Origin of the sequence: Streptomyces sp. Ac-502, from assembly GCF_045222935.1 — a bacterium.
In the GTDB taxonomy this organism is placed as follows: Bacteria; Actinomycetota; Actinomycetes; order Streptomycetales; family Streptomycetaceae; genus Streptomyces; species Streptomyces monomycini.
This window is the reverse complement of record NZ_JBHFFO010000001.1, coordinates 2920566-2936996: the sequence shown is the minus strand read 5'-3', so window position 1 is coordinate 2936996 and position 16431 is coordinate 2920566. Positions and strand designations below refer to the sequence as shown.

The 16431-nt window shown below is 71.4% G+C and carries 13 protein-coding genes and 2 pseudogenes; 7 read left to right on the top strand and 8 right to left on the bottom strand.

The genetic code is table 11. The annotated features are described in order from the left end of the window. The first annotated feature begins 7 nt into the window (after positions 1-7). On the top strand, positions 8-559 hold the full coding sequence (locus tag ACEXOX_RS13265) for a GNAT family N-acetyltransferase (RefSeq protein WP_406520721.1): 552 nt from the start codon (positions 8-10) through the stop codon (positions 557-559). Here the strand turns inward: ACEXOX_RS13265 and ACEXOX_RS13260 are convergent. Both ACEXOX_RS13260 and ACEXOX_RS13255 read right to left on the bottom strand, forming a co-directional pair. Next, a complete protein-coding gene (locus ACEXOX_RS13260; RefSeq protein WP_406520719.1) occupies positions 537-1190 on the bottom strand; it encodes a class I SAM-dependent methyltransferase in 654 nt (217 codons plus the stop codon). The two genes, ACEXOX_RS13265 and ACEXOX_RS13260, sit on opposite strands and share 23 nt — an antisense overlap. 381 nt (positions 1191-1571) lie before the next feature. Continuing rightward, positions 1572-1877, bottom strand: coding sequence for a hypothetical protein (locus ACEXOX_RS13255; protein WP_406520718.1), 306 nt, complete (start codon positions 1875-1877; stop codon positions 1572-1574). A 448-nt stretch (positions 1878-2325) separates the two neighbouring features. Between ACEXOX_RS13255 and ACEXOX_RS13250 the strand changes: the two genes are divergently transcribed. From ACEXOX_RS13250 to ACEXOX_RS13240, 3 genes are all read left to right on the top strand, one after another. Further along, positions 2326-3540 carry a helix-turn-helix domain-containing protein gene (locus ACEXOX_RS13250; RefSeq protein ID WP_406520716.1) on the top strand — a complete coding sequence of 405 codons (1215 nt, stop codon included), beginning with the start codon at positions 2326-2328 and terminating at the stop codon, positions 3538-3540. A 487-nt stretch (positions 3541-4027) separates the two neighbouring features. After that, the gene (locus ACEXOX_RS13245) at positions 4028-4777 is read left to right on the top strand and encodes a DsbA family oxidoreductase (RefSeq protein WP_406520714.1); all 750 of its coding nucleotides are present in this window, start codon (positions 4028-4030) and stop codon (positions 4775-4777) included. 116 nt (positions 4778-4893) lie between these two features. Then, a complete protein-coding gene (locus ACEXOX_RS13240) occupies positions 4894-5952 on the top strand; it encodes an aminotransferase class V-fold PLP-dependent enzyme (protein ID WP_406520712.1) in 1059 nt (352 codons plus the stop codon). 86 nt (positions 5953-6038) lie between these two features. On the opposite strand, the gene ACEXOX_RS13235 is transcribed toward ACEXOX_RS13240, so the two are convergent. Then, complete coding sequence (locus ACEXOX_RS13235) at positions 6039-7349, bottom strand: alpha/beta fold hydrolase (RefSeq protein WP_406520710.1); 1311 nt, start codon at positions 7347-7349, stop codon at positions 6039-6041. Between the two features lie 155 nt (positions 7350-7504). Here ACEXOX_RS13235 and ACEXOX_RS13230 point away from each other — a divergent pair, with 155 nt between their 5' ends. Continuing rightward, positions 7505-8086 carry an RNA polymerase sigma factor gene (locus ACEXOX_RS13230; protein WP_406520708.1) on the top strand — a complete coding sequence of 194 codons (582 nt, stop codon included), beginning with the start codon at positions 7505-7507 and terminating at the stop codon, positions 8084-8086. 415 nt (positions 8087-8501) lie between these two features. Continuing rightward, positions 8502-9680, top strand: coding sequence for a hypothetical protein (locus ACEXOX_RS13225; RefSeq protein WP_406520706.1), 1179 nt, complete (start codon positions 8502-8504; stop codon positions 9678-9680). Positions 9681-9777: 97 nt separating this feature from the next. Here ACEXOX_RS13225 and thpD read toward each other — a convergent pair whose 3' ends face one another. The 4 genes from thpD to ectA all read right to left on the bottom strand — a co-directional run bounded on the left by thpD (position 9778) and on the right by ectA (position 13144). Next, positions 9778-10677, bottom strand: a complete 900-nt coding sequence (gene thpD / locus ACEXOX_RS13220) for an ectoine hydroxylase (RefSeq protein ID WP_406520705.1) — start codon at positions 10675-10677, stop codon at positions 9778-9780. A gap of 86 nt (positions 10678-10763) precedes the next feature. Further along, complete coding sequence (locus tag ACEXOX_RS13215) at positions 10764-11186, bottom strand: ectoine synthase (protein ID WP_030021321.1); 423 nt, start codon at positions 11184-11186, stop codon at positions 10764-10766. Between the two features lie 57 nt (positions 11187-11243). After that, complete coding sequence (gene ectB, locus ACEXOX_RS13210) at positions 11244-12512, bottom strand: diaminobutyrate--2-oxoglutarate transaminase (protein WP_406520703.1); 1269 nt, start codon at positions 12510-12512, stop codon at positions 11244-11246. 65 nt (positions 12513-12577) lie between these two features. Next, positions 12578-13144, bottom strand: coding sequence for a diaminobutyrate acetyltransferase (gene ectA / locus ACEXOX_RS13205; protein WP_406520701.1), 567 nt, complete (start codon positions 13142-13144; stop codon positions 12578-12580). A 434-nt stretch (positions 13145-13578) separates the two neighbouring features. On the opposite strand from ectA, the pseudogene ACEXOX_RS13200 reads away from it, so the two are divergent. After that, positions 13579-14669, top strand: a pseudogene (locus tag ACEXOX_RS13200) (amidohydrolase family protein). Between the two features lie 762 nt (positions 14670-15431). Here ACEXOX_RS13200 and ACEXOX_RS13195 read toward each other — a convergent pair. Next, positions 15432-16411 (bottom strand): annotated as a pseudogene (locus ACEXOX_RS13195) (bile acid:sodium symporter family protein). Positions 16412-16431: the final 20 nt, after the last annotated feature.

The window sequence follows — 16431 nt, the reverse complement described above, 5'->3', positions numbered from 1 at the left end:
CGCGCACATGACCCACACCCCGGAAGCGCCCGCCACGGCCGCCGCCCCCGCCACCCTCGTCCGCGACGCCACGGCCGCCGACCTCGACGTCATAGTGGACCTGCACCAGCGCGCCCGCGCGACGTACTACCGCGGCCGCGTGCCCGACGCGCAGCTGGACGACCCGGCCGAGCGCGAGCGCTGGCGCGAAGGCTGGGCGCACGGCCTCGCCCGTACGGACGCCACCGTGCTGTGCGCGGAACGGGACGGCGTGGTGGTCGGCGTCGCCTCCTACCGCCGCGAGGACGGCGCGCCCGCCGACACCGTCAAACTCTTCCAGCTCCACGTGGACCCGGACCGCTGGCGCGGCGGCATCGGCTCCGCCCTGCACGGCGCCTGCGTCGCGGGCTGGCGGGCGGCGGGCGTCACCACCGCCCGCCTGGACGTGTACTGGCACAACCAGCGGGCCCGCGCCTTCTACACCCGGCACGGCTGGCAGCCGGACGCGTCCCGCCGCCCCGCCCCGGACGCCACCCACCTCGACCTCGTGCTGTCGCTCAGCCCCGCCGCCGCCCGATGATCTGAAGCCGCTCGGCGGTGCGCCCGTCCAGCGTCGGCACCGTGTCCGTGCGCTCGGCCTCCACCGTGAAGCCGTGCGCCCGGACCAGTCCGCGCAGCCGGTCCGGCTCGTGGTGCCGGAACACCCCGCCGTCGGGCGTCCCGAACACCCCGTACGTCCCGAACCGGTCCGCGTACTCCTCGTAGCGCGCCACGTCCCACCGGTCGCGCTGCAACGGCATGTCACTGACGTACAGCACCCCGCCCGGCCGCACCACCCGGCCCAGCTCCGCGACGATCTTCCGCTGCTGTACGGAACCGGGCACGCACGTCAGCACGGCGAACAGCAGCGCGGCCCCGAAACTCCCGTCCCCGAACGGCAGCGGCAGCCCCGCACAGTGCTCGATCCGCACCCCCGGATGCTCCCGCCCACCCCGCTCCACCAACGCCCGCGACACATCCACCCCACGCACGTCCGCGAACCCGGCCGCCACCAGCTCGGCGGTCAGCCGCCCGTACCCGCAGCCGTAGTCCAGCACGGGCACCTCACGCGGCACGTACGCGTCCAGCAGCTCCGGATCGAGCGGATGGGTGAACGACTTGGCGGCCCCGGCACGCTCCCAGAACTCCCGCGTATCCTGGCGGATCTCCATGGGCGGACGTTACCGCGGAGGGGGCGGGGTGGGCGGTCGTTCGGGCGTCGTACGGCCATCGGCCCGGACCGAGCCGCCGGCCGGCCACTGGACCGGGCCGCCGCCCAGGGGCTGGGGAATAGCCGACACCCGTGGGAGGCTGCCCGCCCGCCACTGTCCGCACGGGAGTTGGGCGGAGCAGGGAGCCCTGCCCGGTGCGGTGACCACACGCGGGCGGGGCTGTGGTTCCCCCATCCGGCCGCTGGGCCCAGACGACCGGACGGGCAGGGGCGGGCTGTCAGGGCAGTGCGCGGGAAAGGGCGAGTACCACGATTCCCATGACGATCAAGAAGACTCCCAGCACGGCCGCAGACGCCTCATTCGCACCGCGCCGCTTGCCCCTCACTTCGCCGTCGCAGGCTTCGTAAAGGTGGTGACGTCCTCTTCCGTGTGCTTCTTGAACTTTGTGTGTCCCTTCTCGTCTGCGTGGGCGCGAATCCATGCGTTCGCCGGCAGGGGGCTGTCCCAACCGGAGGAGCAGGCGTCGCACATCTCGCCGCCGTCCTGTTCGGTGACGCACTCGGCGAAGTGCTTCCGGATGCCGGTGATCTGAATTTCCATGCGCGTCGGCACGGGGGCGGGGGGTGCCATGGTCGTACCTTCGGACTGGGGGAGGTTGAGAGCAGCGTCGCCGCCGCTGGTGCGCATACGGAGCACACCGTCGTGCCCGCGTGAGCGCATGAGCCGGGTGAGGTGTTCCCGGCCGGGGCCAGGGATGCGTTTGGTCACTTGTGGTCACCGTTTCTTGAGGTGCGTCGGTAGGTGATCAAGCCGCGCAAACCGTCAAGGTGTGCGAAGAGTGGGTCGGAATCAGCGGCTGTCCCTTCGCGATCGGCCGTCTGTACGTGCGCACCAGGGCTCCGTCGAAGGGGTATTGCCACTCGTCTGGGGCCTCCATGCCGTACCTCCGGTTCTTGCCCCTGCGTTGCTGTGTCGGATGACATCGGCTCCGCACCGATGGGGTGGTTGCATCGGCCAGCGAACCAGCGGGTGTTGGGGACGTCCACGGCAAAAAGGCCGCAGTCCTGCCGCATCCATGCCGCGCTGGCTAGGCTGACCTGCGGAGAAACCTTCGGACGAGAGAGGGTCGGCCACGATGGCTTGCAAGCGGCGGAGGCTGGCGGAGCGCCGGAAAGCGTGCGGCTACAACCAAGAAGCATTCGCAGAAGCAGTCGGCGTAGATCGCACTACTGTCCAGCGTTGGGAAAGCGGGCAGAACGGCCCTCAGCCCTGGCAACGCCCGAGAATCGCGAAAGCCCTGGACATGACGTCCAACGAACTTGAGACGCTCCTGGCGCCTGACGGAAGTTACTCGCGCCGACTTCCACTGGGGTGGCTTTCCGTGGCTCCTCCGACTGACGACGATGAGTTCGAAGCTCTCGAATTGGCGCGACGAGTGGCGGCGAGCGACGTGGGGAGGGAGACTCTCAACCGGCTGGAAGCCGCGTTCGACGAGTCGGCCATGGCGTACCCGGTGTCACCTCCTCAGGAACTGTTGCAGCGAGTACGTAAGCACTCGGCTTACGTGGGCCACCTCATGGATGCCCGTATGACTCTGGCCGAACAGCGACGCCTGTATGCGGTCGGCGGCTGGTTTCAGCTTCTAGGCGCTACGTTGCATATTGATCTCCATCAAGGCCTCGCCGCTACAGCTCGGTTGCAGACAGCAGCCACACTCGCCCAGCACGCGGAGCATCGAGAGATCGAAGCTTGGTGCTACGAGACAGACGCTTGGCGAGTCCTTACGGATGGGCAGTACGGGCGTGCGCTGGAGCTGTCTTTGCTCGCGCAACAGCTTGCACCGACAGGTAGTTCCGCGGAGATCCAAGCAACGGCGCAAGAGGGGCGGGCGAGAGCGCGCCTTGGCGAACGGACTGAAACCTATGCCGCCATAGACCGTGTGCAGCGAAAAGCGGTGTCCATGGTCCCGTACAAGGGGACGGAACATCATTACCAGTATGACCCGGCGAAGTCGTTGGCCTATGCAGCCACAACGCTCGCATGGGTAGGTGACCCGGCAGCAGAAACGTACGCGCGGGAAGTCATTGCCCGACTGTCCCCTGTCGCCGACATCCATAAATGGCCCCGACGCGTCGCTTCGGCGAACATCGACCTTGCCTTGACGCTGCTCAGCAGTGATCGGCTGGATGAAGCGTGTGATGCGGCTCAGCGCGCGATTCTGTCGGGCCGTGTCGTGCCGTCAAACCATTGGCGTGCTCTGGAAGTCGTCAAAGCCGTGGAGGCCCGTCAACTGCCGGAAGCTGCGGACCTACGAGAGGCCTACCAGGGTTTGAAAGCACTAGAAAACTGAAACAGGAAGATCCCCGTGACCAGCCCTTGCGGGAGCAACCACGGGGCTCAGCGCCTCAGCCGTTCAGTACGCCAATGAGGCGCGCGGTAGCCTTGCCCGTCGAGCCCCCACGCCGCAATAGAAATCAATCCGAGTGCGGAACACTGGCTTGGATCTGAGCTGTCCGAGATCATCCACCTGGACGCCACCGTTGGTCAGCCCGGTGACGGCCCAGTCTTCCTCGTCTCCGCCGAACCTTACCGCGAACATTTCCGAGCCGTATCACGGTCGGCGCAAGGGTGCCCGTTCCCATATTCGTCTGCCCGGCATCCAGAATCGGAAAGCCGTTGTACCGAGTGATCTCCTTTTGAGGCAGGTCCTCCCGGCGTCCGTACCGCCTGTGACGCCGCACACTCGCACATGTCACCGCGCCGGGGAATAGCCGCCACCCCCGGAAGGTTGTCCGCCACTGTCCCCTTCGTACCGATCATCTGAGGAAACACCTGACATGCGCGTCGAGATCTGGGCGGACATCGCCTGTCCCTGGTGCTACATCGGAAAGGCCCGCTTCGAGAAGGGGCTGGCCGGGTTCGCGCACCGGGGTGAGGTGGAGGTCGTCCACCGGTCCTTCGAACTCGACCCGGAGGCGGAGCCCGCCGGGGGCACGCCGGTGCTGGAGATGCTCGCGCGGAAGTACGGGGTGTCGCGGGAGCAGGCCGAGGCCATGGAGGCGCGGGTGGCGGAGGCGGCCGCGGGGGAAGGGCTCGGGTACCGGTCCGACCGGATTCACGGGAACACCTTCGACCTGCACCGGCTGCTGCACCTGGCCAAGGAGCGGGGCGCGCAGGACGCGCTGCTCGGCGGGCTGTACCGGGCCAATTTCGCGGAGGCGCGGGCGCTGGGCGACGGGGATGTGCTGACCGAGGTGGCGGTGGCCGCCGGGTTGGACGAGGACGACGTGCGGCGGGTGCTGGCGGACCGGGACGCCTACGCGGAGGCGGTGCGGGCCGACGAGCGGGAGGCGGCGGAGCTGGGGGCGCGCAGCGTGCCGTTCTTCGTGATCGACCGGCGGTACGGGATCTCCGGCGGGCAGCCGGCCGAAGTGTTCCGGCAGGCGTTGGAGCAGGCGTGGGGAGAGGGCGGTGCGTCTGCGCAGGGTGAGACGGCGGCGCTGGGTGACGAGGGGGCAACTCCGAAGGACGAGGGGGCCGCGCCGGGGTGTGAAGGGGATGCGTGCCGGCCCGGTACGGGGAGCTGACCCCGGCGGGTCCGGCGGAGTGGTGAGGCGCTGAGCTGCGGAGATAAGGCGCGCTTGGCGCCGCGCAAACGGAATTCGCGATGGACGGCGGGCGGCCGGGCGTCCACAGTGGGGGCATGCAGCGCATCGAGCCACTTGGTGGGGACGAGTTCGCGCCCCGGACGACGTATCTGAACTCCGCGTCCAGCGGCCTGCTCCCGGCCCGTTCGGCCGCCGCCTTGCGCGCGGCCGTCGAGGAGTCCGTCTCCTACGGGACCATGGGCCAGGACTATTTCGGGCCGGCGGACGCCTCCCGGGCCGCCTTCGCCCGGCTGCTGCACGTACCGCCGGAGCGGGTCGCGATCGGCGGGGCGGTCGCGGTGCACGCCGCGCTGATCGCCGGGTCACTCGCGAACGGGGCCGAAGTGCTGGTGCCCGAGGGCGAGTTCAGTTCGCTGGTCAACCCGTTCGCGGCCCGGGCCGGGATGAAGCTCCGTACCGCGCCGCTCGCCGAGCTGGCCGACGCCGTGCGGCCCGGTACGGCGCTCGTCGCCTTCAGTGCCGTCCAGGCGCTGGACGGACGGATCGCCGACATGCAGGCGGTACGGGCCGCCGCCGCAGCCCACGGAGCGCGCACCCTCCTGGACGTCACGCAGGCCGCGGGCTGGCTGCCGCTGCGGGGCGGTGACTTCGACTACGTGGTGTGCGGGGCGTTCAAGTGGCTGCTGTGTCCGCGCGGCGCCTCCTTCCTGGTGTGTGGAGACGACGGGCTGGAAGCGCTGCACGCCGGGTGGGTGGCCGGTGCGGACCCGTTCGAGTCCAACTATGGGCCGATCCTGGAGCCGGCGGCCGGCGCGCGCCGCTACGACGAACCGCACGCCCACTACTCGTACGTGGCCGCCGCGCAGTCCCTCGCCCTGCTGAACGAGATCGGCGTCGAGACCGTGTACGCGCACAACAACGCGCTCGCCGACCGGTACCGCGAGGGGATCGCGGCGCTCGGCCACACCCCGCTGCCCGCGCCCGGCTCGGCGATCGTGTCCGTGCCGGGGCTCGCGGACGCGGCGGACCGGCTGGCGGCGGCGGGCGTACGGATCGCCGTGCGCGCGGGCAGCCTCCGGGCCGCCTTCCATCTCTACAACTCGTCGGACGATGTGGAGCTGTTGCTGGAGGTGGTGGGGGAGAGGCGACGGTAGGAGGACGGTGGCAGGAGGGCGGCGGTGGCAGGAAGCTCTCCTCGGTGCCGCCCGGTGCCGCCCGCTGTCGGCCCTCCCCAAAAGCGTCAGACCTCTCCGCGCACCATCCGGGTCAGCCGGTCCAGCACCGCGCCGCCGCCCGCGTGCAGCCCGTCGTGCTCCCACTCGTTGGTCACCCAGGTCCGCAGTCCGCGGATCTCCCGCGCGGTCTCCAGGGAGTGGGCGGTGTCGACGTACATGTCGTCGGCGTAGACGGCGGCCACGGCCGGGACCTCGTTGGCCGCGAGGCGGTCGGCGTCGTACAGATCGGGCCAGTCGGCGCGTTCGGCCAGCGCCTGTGCCGTCTCCTTGAGGGGGCGCAGCGACGGGTCGGTGTCGAAGAGCCAGGGGTGGACCGTCTCGCCGGTGAAGTGGACGGGCCGTCCGCCGTCCAGCGCCGTGCCGACGTCGAACTCGGGGAACTCGGTGCGGACGCGCTCCGCGGCCCAGCCGGTGCCCCCGGACGCCACCGACCGCTGGGCGTAGATCGCTTCGTGCAGGACGGCGAACAGCGGGGCGGCGGTGAAGGAGAGGTGGCCCTGCACGGCCTGGAGAAAGGATTCCGCCAGTTCGGGGCCGGCGGGGCCGGTCACCCACGCGTCCTCGATCAGGTAGTGCAGGACGTACGAGCCGGTGCCGGTCCCCAGCATCCGGCCGAGCCCCTGGAACGCCTCCGCCGTCAGCAGCCCGCCGCCGGGCAGCCGCGCCGGGTGGTCCCGCAGGTGCGCGGCGATACGGCGGACGCGCTCGATGTCCTGCGGGTAGCGCGCGTAGTGCGCGGCGTTCTTGCGGGCCACCCTCGGGTACGCGGCCCGGTAGACGTCCTCGGCCGTGGCCCGCAGCCCCGGCAGGCCACCCGTGATCATGACCTCGCGCAGGCCCTCGGGCGCGTACGAGAGATAGGTCGTGGCGCAGAAGCCGCCGAAGCTCTGCCCCAGGACGCTCCAGCGCGCGTCGGGACCGGCCAGTTCGCGGCGGAACAGCTCGGCGTCCCGCACGATCGCGTCGGCGCGGAAACGCGCCAGATAATCGGCTTGTTCACGCGGGCCGCCGCGCAGCGCCAGGGTCTGCCGGTTGGCCGGCGTGGAACGGCCGGTGCCCCGCTGGTCCAGCAGCAGCACCCGGTAGTGGTCCAGCGCGCTCGTCAGCCAGGAGGTCCGGCCCGGCGGACGCGGTGACGCGTAGCCGGGGCCGCCCTGGAGGTAGACGAGCCAGGGCAGTTCCTCGTGCTCCCGGCCGGGCGCCACGGCTTCGCGCCCGTACACCGTCAGCCGCTCACCGTCCGGCACGGCGTGGTCCAGCGGCACGTCCAGGAAGTGGTCGGTCAGTACGACACCGGGCAGCCGGTCGGTCCTCATGTGTGCTCCTTGGTCCTCTTCGGCCCCGCACCCCTTCGGAGCCACCCGGATCGTGCGGCACCCACCGGCCGCCGCGCAATTCGGCCGGACGGACGGCTACCGCGGAGGAAGGCGAAAGGCTAGGAATGTCACCACACACTCACGAGGTGGTGCCGGTGGACGGGACAACCAGGTACCCGCCGCGCGACCGGGAGCTGCACCGGCGGCTGGTGTACGGGGACGAATCCGCGCTGGGCGAGGCGTACGACGCCTACAGCGCGCTGGTCAGGGCGGTGGCCCGGCGGGTGACCGGCAGTACGGCGGTCGCCGGCGAGGTCACGCAGCGCGTCTTCATCGAGCTGTGGACGTGCCCGTACGCCTTCGAACCCGGCCACGGCTCGCTGCGCGCCTGGCTGAGCATCCGCGGCCACCACGGCGCGGTGGCCCGGGCCCGGGAAGCGGAGGCGGAGCGCGCGGCGTGCGGTACGGAAGAGGAAGACGCGGCGCCCGAGGCCGTCGAGGAGGCGCGGGTGGCGCTGCACACCGCGCTCACCGAACTGCCCCTGCCGGAACGGGAGGCGCTGCACCTGGCATGCTTCGCCGGGCGTACGTACCGGCAGGTCGCGGTGGAACTGGGCATCGCGGAGACGGCGGCCACCGCCCGGCTGCGGAACGCCCTGAGCGCTCTGGCCGACCGGCTCGCCGGGCCGTCGGCCGGCCCCGGCAGCCCGGCCGACGAGGCGCGGGACGAGTGCTGAGACAGGCTCTGAATGCCGGGCGGCGGCCGCGGGCAGCAAGGGAAATGACAGGCGGGCGCGCGGCCCGGCCGGGCGGTGGAACAGCGAGAAGGGGCGTGTGATGGGCGCGGGAGGCAGGAACGGGCGGGGTGGGACGGGTGGTTCGGGAGGCGGTTCGGGGGATGGGGACGGTCGTGGCGGTGCGGATGGTCCGGGCGGTACGGGAGGTGCCGGGGGGCCGGGCGACATGGGTGGTACGGGAGGTGCCGGAGGGCCGGGCGACATGGGTGGTACGGGCAGCGTGAGCGGTCCGGGTGGGGCGGGTGCTTCCGGAGGGGCGGGTGGTTCGGGCGGGAGCGGAGGGCCGGACGACCCCGGGAACCCCGCCGGTCCGGACGGCCCCGGTGAGCCCGGCGGCGCGGACGGCCCGTCTGCCGTGCACGAGGAGGTCAGCGCGCTGCTCGCGGCGTGGGCGCTCGGCGCCGACATGCCGGGCGACGACGCGCGGGTCCGCGACCACCTGCACGACTGCGCCCCCTGCGCGGCCGAAGCGCGGCGGCTGCGGGAGACCGCACGGCTGCTGGACGAACCGGCGCCCGGCGGCACGGGCCGCGGCGCCGGGCGCAAGGCGAACGCGGGCCTGGCGCGCGGACGGCTGATGGCCGCGGCCCGCGCCGCGCGCCCCGGCCAGGTCACGCCGGCCGCCCACGCCGCTCCGTACGCGGGTGCGGTGGCCTGCCTGGACGCGCTGCTGCGGGAGCTGGACCACGCCCCGGCCCGCTGGGGCACCCCGGTCGTGCACGACTGGGACGTCCAGGGCACCGTCGCCCACCTGGTCGCGGCAGACGAAGTGCTGGCCGAGCGGCTGGGCCTGGCGCCGGTGACGGAGGCGGGCACGGGCCTGGGGCCGACGCCCGGGACGCGGCCGCCGGAGGGGTACGTGCCGGAGAGGTACAGGTCAGAGGGGTACGGGCCGGAGGGGTACGGGCCGGAGACCGGCGCGGACGCGGACCCGGACGCGCCGGCCGCGGGACGGCCGGCCGACGCGAGCGCCCCCTGGGAGCTGCGCTGGGCCGCCCGTACGCACGAGGTGGTGACGTACGAACACACCCGGCCACCCGCCGAGACCCGGGAGGCGTGGCGCACCCAGGCACACGGGCTGCTCGCGCTGCCCGAGGCGGGCGACGAGCAACTGGCCGCCACGGCCACGACGCTGATGGGGCTGCGGCTGCCGGTCGCCGACCACTACGTGATCCGCGCGTTCGAGACCTGGGTGCACACCCGGGACATCGGGCGGGCGCTGGGCCGTACCGTACCGCCGCCGCTGCCGGTGCACCTCCAGCGCTTCCTGGGGCTGGCGGTGCGCATCCTGGACCTGGCGATGGGACCGGACGCGCAGCCGGTGCTGCTGTCGGTGGAGGGCGAGGCGGGCGGCGACTGGGTGCTCGGTTCGGTCGCCGAGCCGATCGCCGCCGAACTGGTCCTGGAGGCCACCGACTTCCTGCTGCTCGTCGGCGGCCGGCAGGATCCGGACGAGATCGCGCGCGGCCAGGCGGGCGACGCGGCCGCCTCGCAGCGGCTGCTGGAGACGGCCACGTCGCTGGCCTGGCTCTGAGCCGAGGGCGCGGGTACGGCCCCGGTCGCCCGACCGGGGCCGTACCCGCACTCCGCGCCGTGCCGTGGTGCCCCGCCGGCACCCTACGGCGCGGAGGTCACTTCACGGGGGTGAAGTCACGTGCGCCGATGTACTCCGGGCGCGGGACCGGCGCCGCGAAGGGCTCCACCGCGGTGTTCTCCACGCTGTTGAACACGATGAAGACGTTGCTGCGCGGGTACGGCGTGATGTTGTCGCCGGAACCGTGCATGCAGTTGCAGTCGAACCAGGTGGCCGAACCGGGCTTGCCGGTGAACAGCTTGATGCCGTGCGCGTCGGCCAGCTGGGCCAGCGCCTCGTCCGAGGGCGTGCCCGCGTCCTGCATCTGCAGCGACTTCTTGTAGTTGTCCCGCGGCGTCTCGCCGGCGCACCCGAGGAAGTGCCGGTGCGAACCCGGCATGATCATCAGGCCGCCGTTGGTGTCGTGGTTCTCCGTCAGCGCGATCGAGACCGACACGGTCCGCATGTTCGGCAGGCCGTCCTCGGCGTGCCAGGTCTCGAAGTCGGAGTGCCAGTAGAACCCGGAGGCGCCGAAGCCCGGCTTGACGTTGATCCTGGACTGGTGGACGTACACGTCCGAGCCCAGGATCTGCCGGGCGCGTCCCACCACGCGCGGGTCGGAGACCAGCTTGGCGAACACCTCGCTGATCTTGTGCACCTCGAAGACGGACCGGATCTCCTGGGACTTCGGCTCGACGATGGAGCGGTCGTCCGCCCGCATCGCCGGGTCGTTGACCAGCCGGTCCAGTTCGGCGCGGTACACCGCGACCTCTTCCGCCGTCAGCAGCTCCCCGATGGCGAAGAAACCGTCGCGTTCGAAGTCGCTCAGCTCGGCCGGCTGGAAGGGCCCCTCCGTGCCGGGCTGCGACCACACCACCGGGTCCTGTCGCGGGGTCATCACCTCGGTGGTTCCCCGGGTCGGGTACAGGTCGGCGGTGCGCTCGGGTGCGGTGGTCATGGTGTTGCCTTCCTCTCCTCTCGTACGTGCTTTCCTTCTCGCGCCTTCCTCAGCTGCCGGACGGGGCAGGGGGTGCGCCGAGCGCGTCAGCCGTTCTGGGCGGCGGGCTCGGGCTCGGGCTCGGTGAGCAGCGGGTACACGCCGTTCTCGTCGTGGTCCTCGCGGCCCGTCACCGGCGGGTTGAAGACACACACGCAGCGGAAGTCCTCCTTGATGCGCATGGTGTGCTTCTCGTGCCCGTCGAGCAGGTACATGGTGCCCGGGGTGATGGTGTGCTTCTCACCGGTCTCGTCGTTGGTGAGCTCGGCCTCGCCCTCCACGCACAGCACGGCCTCGATGTGGTTGGCGTACCACATCGACGTCTCGGTGCCGGCGTACAGCGTGGTCTCGTGCAGCGAGAAGCCGACGCGCTCCTTGGCGAGCACGATGCGCTTGCTCTCCCACGTGCCCGACTTGGCCTTGACGTGGCGGTCGGTGCCTTCGATGTCCTTGAAGGATCGGACGATCACGGTGTTCTCGTACCTTTCTGTGGTGCGGACAAGGAGTGGTGCGGTTGCGGGGTGCGCTCAGGCGCAGTCGCGGACCGCGCGGGCGAGGATGCGAAGCCCCTCGTCCAACTCCTCGGGGGTGGTCGTCAGCGCCGGCAGCAGCTTGACGACCTCACTCTCCGGGCCGGAGGTCTCGATGAGCAGACCCAGCTCGAAGGCGCGCTTGGCGATCTTGTTGGCGAGCGGCTTGTCGGAGCACTCCAGGCCCCAGACCATGCCGCGGCCGCGGTACTCGGCGATGGCGGCGGGGTGCTCCTCGACGATGGCGCGCAGGTGCGACTCGATGATCTCGCCGCGGGCCAGCGTCTGCTTCTCCATCTGGCCGTCGGCCCAGTACGTGTCCAGGGCCGCCGCTGCGGTGACGAAGGCCGGGTTGTTGCCGCGGAAGGTGCCGTTGTGCTCGCCCGGCTCCCAGATGTCCAGCTCCGGCTTGAACAGCGTGAGCGCGAGCGGCAGGCCGTAGCCGCTGATGGACTTCGAGACGGTGACGATGTCCGGCACGATGCCCGCCTCCTCGAAGGAGAAGAACGCGCCGGTACGGCCGCAGCCCATCTGGATGTCGTCGACGATCAGCAGCATGTCGCGGCGCTTGCACAGCTCGGACAGGGCCCGCAGCCAGTCGGCGCGGGCGACGTTGATGCCGCCCTCGCCCTGCACCGTCTCGACGATCACGGCGGCCGGGGTGTTCAGACCGGAACCACTGTCCTCCAGCAGCCGCTCGAACCAGAGGAAGTCCGGGTAGGTGCCGTCGAGGTAGTTGTCGAACGGCATGGGGGTGCCGTGCACGAGCGGGATGCCGGCACCGGCCCGCTTGAAGGCGTTGCCGGTCACCGCGAGGGCGCCCAGCGACATGCCGTGGAAGGCGTTGGTGAAGGAGACGATCGACTCGCGCCCCTTGACCTTGCGGGCCAGCTTGAGCGCGGCCTCCACGGAGTTGGCGCCCGTCGGGCCGGGGAACATGACCTTGTAGGGCAGGTCGCGGGGGCGCAGGATGGTGTTCTGGAAGGTCTCCAGGAACGCACGCTTGGCCGTGGTGGACATGTCCAGGCCGTGGGTGACGCCGTCGCGCTCGATGTAGTCGATCAGGGCGCGTTTGAGTACGGGGTTGTTGTGCCCGTAGTTCAGTGACCCGGCGCCGGCGAAGAAGTCGAGGTAGGTGTGCCCGTCCTCGTCGTACATGCGGCTGCCCTGGGCGCGGTCGAAAATGGTGGGCCAGCCGCGGCAGTAGCTGCGTACGTTGGATTCCACGGTCTCGAAGACGCTCAGGTCGGGCTGGGTGATGGTCACAGCATGCTCCTGGGAGATGAGTGGCGTGAGCGGGGAGAAGTCTGCGGGGGCTGCGAAAGAAGCGGTCAGGGGCGGTGCCCGGCAGGGGGGCCGAGCGGACCGATGCGGTGGAGCACCTCGGCGTCGTGCCCCTGCTCCGGGAAGTGCCCGGCGTCGAGGAGGACTTCACGTGCCAGCGGCGCTTCGTGGCGCTCGGCGAACGAGGCGAAGAGACGGTTGGACGCCGCGTTGTCCTCGGTGATCGTGGTCTCGATGCGACACACGCCCTGTTCCTCGGCGACGCGGGTGACCAGGCCGTCCAGAAGGGCGGCGGCCAGTCCGCGGCCGCGGTGCGCCTCGTCGACGGCGACCTGCCAGACGAAGAGCGTGTCCGGGGACTCGGGGCGGAGGTAGCCGGTGATGAAGGCGGCCGGCTCGCCCTCGCCGTCGCGGGCGACGGCGGAGGTGGCGGCGAAGTCGCGACACCACAGCAGGTAGCTGTAGGAGGAGTTCAGGTCCAGAGCCTTGGAGTCGCGGGCGATGCGCCAGATCGCGGCTCCGTCCTCCACGCGCGGTGTGTCGAGCTTGAAACCCTCCGGCATTTCTCTGATATCGCTTCGGGCACCTGCATGGTCTGCTTGTGCGGCGGTCATGCGAATTCAATTTACCCAGGGAAAAAGGAAAATGCATCGCGAGGAGGGGTTACGCGGGGAGGTGCTCCTGTGTTATCGCGCGGGGGTGCACGAGCGCGCGAAACGACTGCACGATGTACGGGTTTGCCCGGAAAATAGGGGGCGAAGTGGACAGGGTGTGGGGTCGGTCACAGCTCCGTAACGTCCTGGTGACCCGACGGAATTACCTGCTCCGGCACTAGCGAAATCTTGGCGTTTGAGCTGCGAAAAAGCGGGCAGAAGAATACGGGAAGCTGCGCACTGGAGAATTGGAAATTCGCCGGTAAAAGATGTACCGCAAGAAAAGCCCGGGTGTCCACGGTGTTTCTGTGGAGCGGATCGCCGTACGGGGTCGCCGTGCTCCCGCGGCCCGGACCCCGTGCGGCCCGCCGCGCCGCGCGTCATACAGTGCGGCCATGAGTGAGAGCGTGGTGCTGCACATCAAGGGCAGGGTCCTGACCGGGCCGGACGACGTGCGCGACGAACTCTGGGTCGTCGACGGCCGGGTGACCTACGAACGGCCGGCGGGCGCGCGCGAGGTGACGACCGTTCAGGGCTGGGCGCTGCCCGGCCTGGTCGACGCCCACTGTCACGTCGGACTGGACGCCCACGGGCCGGTGGACGAGGCGACCAGCGAGAAACAGGCGCTGACCGAGCGGGAGGCGGGCACCCTGCTGCTCAGGGACGCCGGCTCGCCGTCCGACACCCGCTGGATCGACGACCGCGAGGACCTGCCGCGGATCATCAGGGCGGGCCGCCACATCGCCCGTACCCGCCGCTACATCCGCAACTACGCCCACGAGATCGAGCCCGAGGACCTGGTCGCGTACGTCGCGCGGGAGGCCCGGCGCGGTGACGGCTGGGTCAAGCTGGTCGGCGACTGGATCGACCGCGAGACCGGCGACCTGTCGGCCTGCTGGCCGCGCGGCGCCGTCGAGGCGGCCATCGCCGAGGCGCACCGCCTCGGGGCCCGGGTGACGGCCCACTGCTTCGCCGAGGAGTCCCTCGCCCCGCTGGTCGAGGCGGGCATCGACTGCATCGAACACGCCACCGGCCTCACCGAGGAGACCATCCCGCTGTTCGCCGAGCGCGGCGTCGCGATCGTCCCCACCCTCGTGAACATCGCGACCTTCCCGACCCTGGCGGCCGGGGGTGAGAAAAGTTCCCCGCCTGGGCGAGCCACATGAGGAGCCTGCACGAGCGCCGCTACGACACCGTACGCGCGGCGTACGACGCCGGGGTGCCCGTCTTCGCCGGCACCGACGCGGGCGGCTCGCTCGCGCACGGCCTGATCGCGCAGGAGGTCGCCGAACTGACCAAGGCGGGCATCCCCGCGGTGGACGCGCTCGCGGCGACGACGTGGGGCGCGCGGAGGTGGCTGGGGCGGCCGGGCCTGGAGGAGGGCGCTCCGGCGGACCTTGTCGTCTACGACGGGGATCCGCGCGCGGACGTACGGGTGTTGGCGGCGCCGCGGCGGGTGGTGTTGCGGGGGCGGGTGGTGGGCTGACCCGCTTGCGGGCCGGTTTTCCGGTCTGCGGTAGCACGGGCCCGGGCCCTACGGACTTCGTCCTCCGGTCCCGCACCCTCCCGTACGTGTTCGGCTTTCGCGGCGTGGGTGGGGGGACGCCTGCCCCTGCCGGTCGTCGGACGCCGTACGGCGGGAGGGGGCGGGCCGTAGGACGGAGTCTGGAGGGCCGGTCCCGTGGCTCGGCTACAGCGAGCGCCACCCGGCGCTACCAGCCAGTCGGCCATAGAGCGCGACCCGCCGTCGGGCGCCGAAACTCCGCCGTACTGCGGGCAGCTCGACCGTGGGGCGGGCCCGGGCCCTACGGACTTCGTCCTCCGGTCCCGCACCCTCCCGTACGTGTTCGGCTTTCGCGGCGTGGGTGGGGGGACGTCTGCCCCCCACCGGCCGTCCGTCGCCGTACGACCGGAGGGGCCGGACCGTAGGACGAAGTCTGTAGGGCCGGTCCCGTGCCCGGACCGAGGAGAGCGCCGCCCGGCACAGGCAGCCAGTCGGCTACGGACTCCAGCCCGCCGTCGGGTGCCGAAACTCCGCCGTACCGCGGGCCGCCCGACCGTGGCGCGGGCCCGGGCCCTACGGACTTCGTCCTACGGTCCCGCACCCTCCCGTACGCGGTCGGCTGTCACGTACGAGGGTGGGGGACGCCTGCCCCCACCGGCCGTCCGTCGCCGTACGACCGGAGGGGTCGGACCGTAGGACGAAGTCTGGAGGGCCGGTCCCGTGGCCTGGTGCGGGGTAGCGGCGTCAGTGTTCGCGGCGGGCGCTTCGGGCCATCCAGGCGGCCACCAGTGCGCCCGAGATGTTGTGCCATACGGAGAAGACGGCCGCCGGGAGTGCCGCCGCCGGGCTGAAGTGGGCGGTGGCCAGGGAGGCCGCGAGGCCGGAGTTCTGCATGCCGACCTCGAAGGCCATCGCCCGGCGGGCCGGTTTGCCCAGGCGGGCCAGGCGGCCTGCCCCGTAACCGAGGGCCAGGCCCAGGCCGTTGTGGAGGACGACCGCGAGGACGACCAGTGCCGCCGCGTCCTTGATGCGTGCGGCGCTGCCGGAGACCACGACCAGCACGATGGCCGCGATCGTCACGGCGGACAGCCACGGCAGCGCGCGCAGCGCGCGGTCGACCCAGCGGCCCGCTACGAGCCGGACGAGCAGTCCGCCGAGTACCGGCAGCAGCACCGTCTTGAGGATGTCGGTCACCATCACCCCGGCGTCCACGTCGAGGAACTGGCCGGCGAGGAGGAGGGTCAGCGGCGGGGTGATCAGGGGGCGAGGACGGTGGAGACGGTGGCGACCGAGACGGAGAGGGCGACGTCGCCGCGGGCCAGGTAGGTAACGACGTTGGAGGCGGTGCCGCTGGGTGCGCAGCCGACGAGGATGACGCCGGCCGCGAGCTGCGGGGGCAGGTGGAGGGCGGTGGCGATCAGCCAGCCCAGGCCGGGCATGATCACGTAGTGGGCGACCAGGCCGAGGCCCACCGCCCAGGGCCGTTTGGCGACCGCGGCGAAGTCCGGCGGTGTCAGCGTCAGACCCATGGAGAACATCACCACGCCGAGCAGCCACGGGACGGCGGGTGCCCAGCCGGTGAACGGTGCGGGCCACAGCAGCCCGACGGCGCCCGCCGCGATGACCAGGAGAGGGAAGACGGTGACGGCACGCCGCGCCGCCCGGTCGGAGGCGGGCAGGTCACCGGTGGGGGCGGGGTGCTGGCTGAGCTGTTCGGTGGGCACGGCGGCACCTTAGCGCCGGG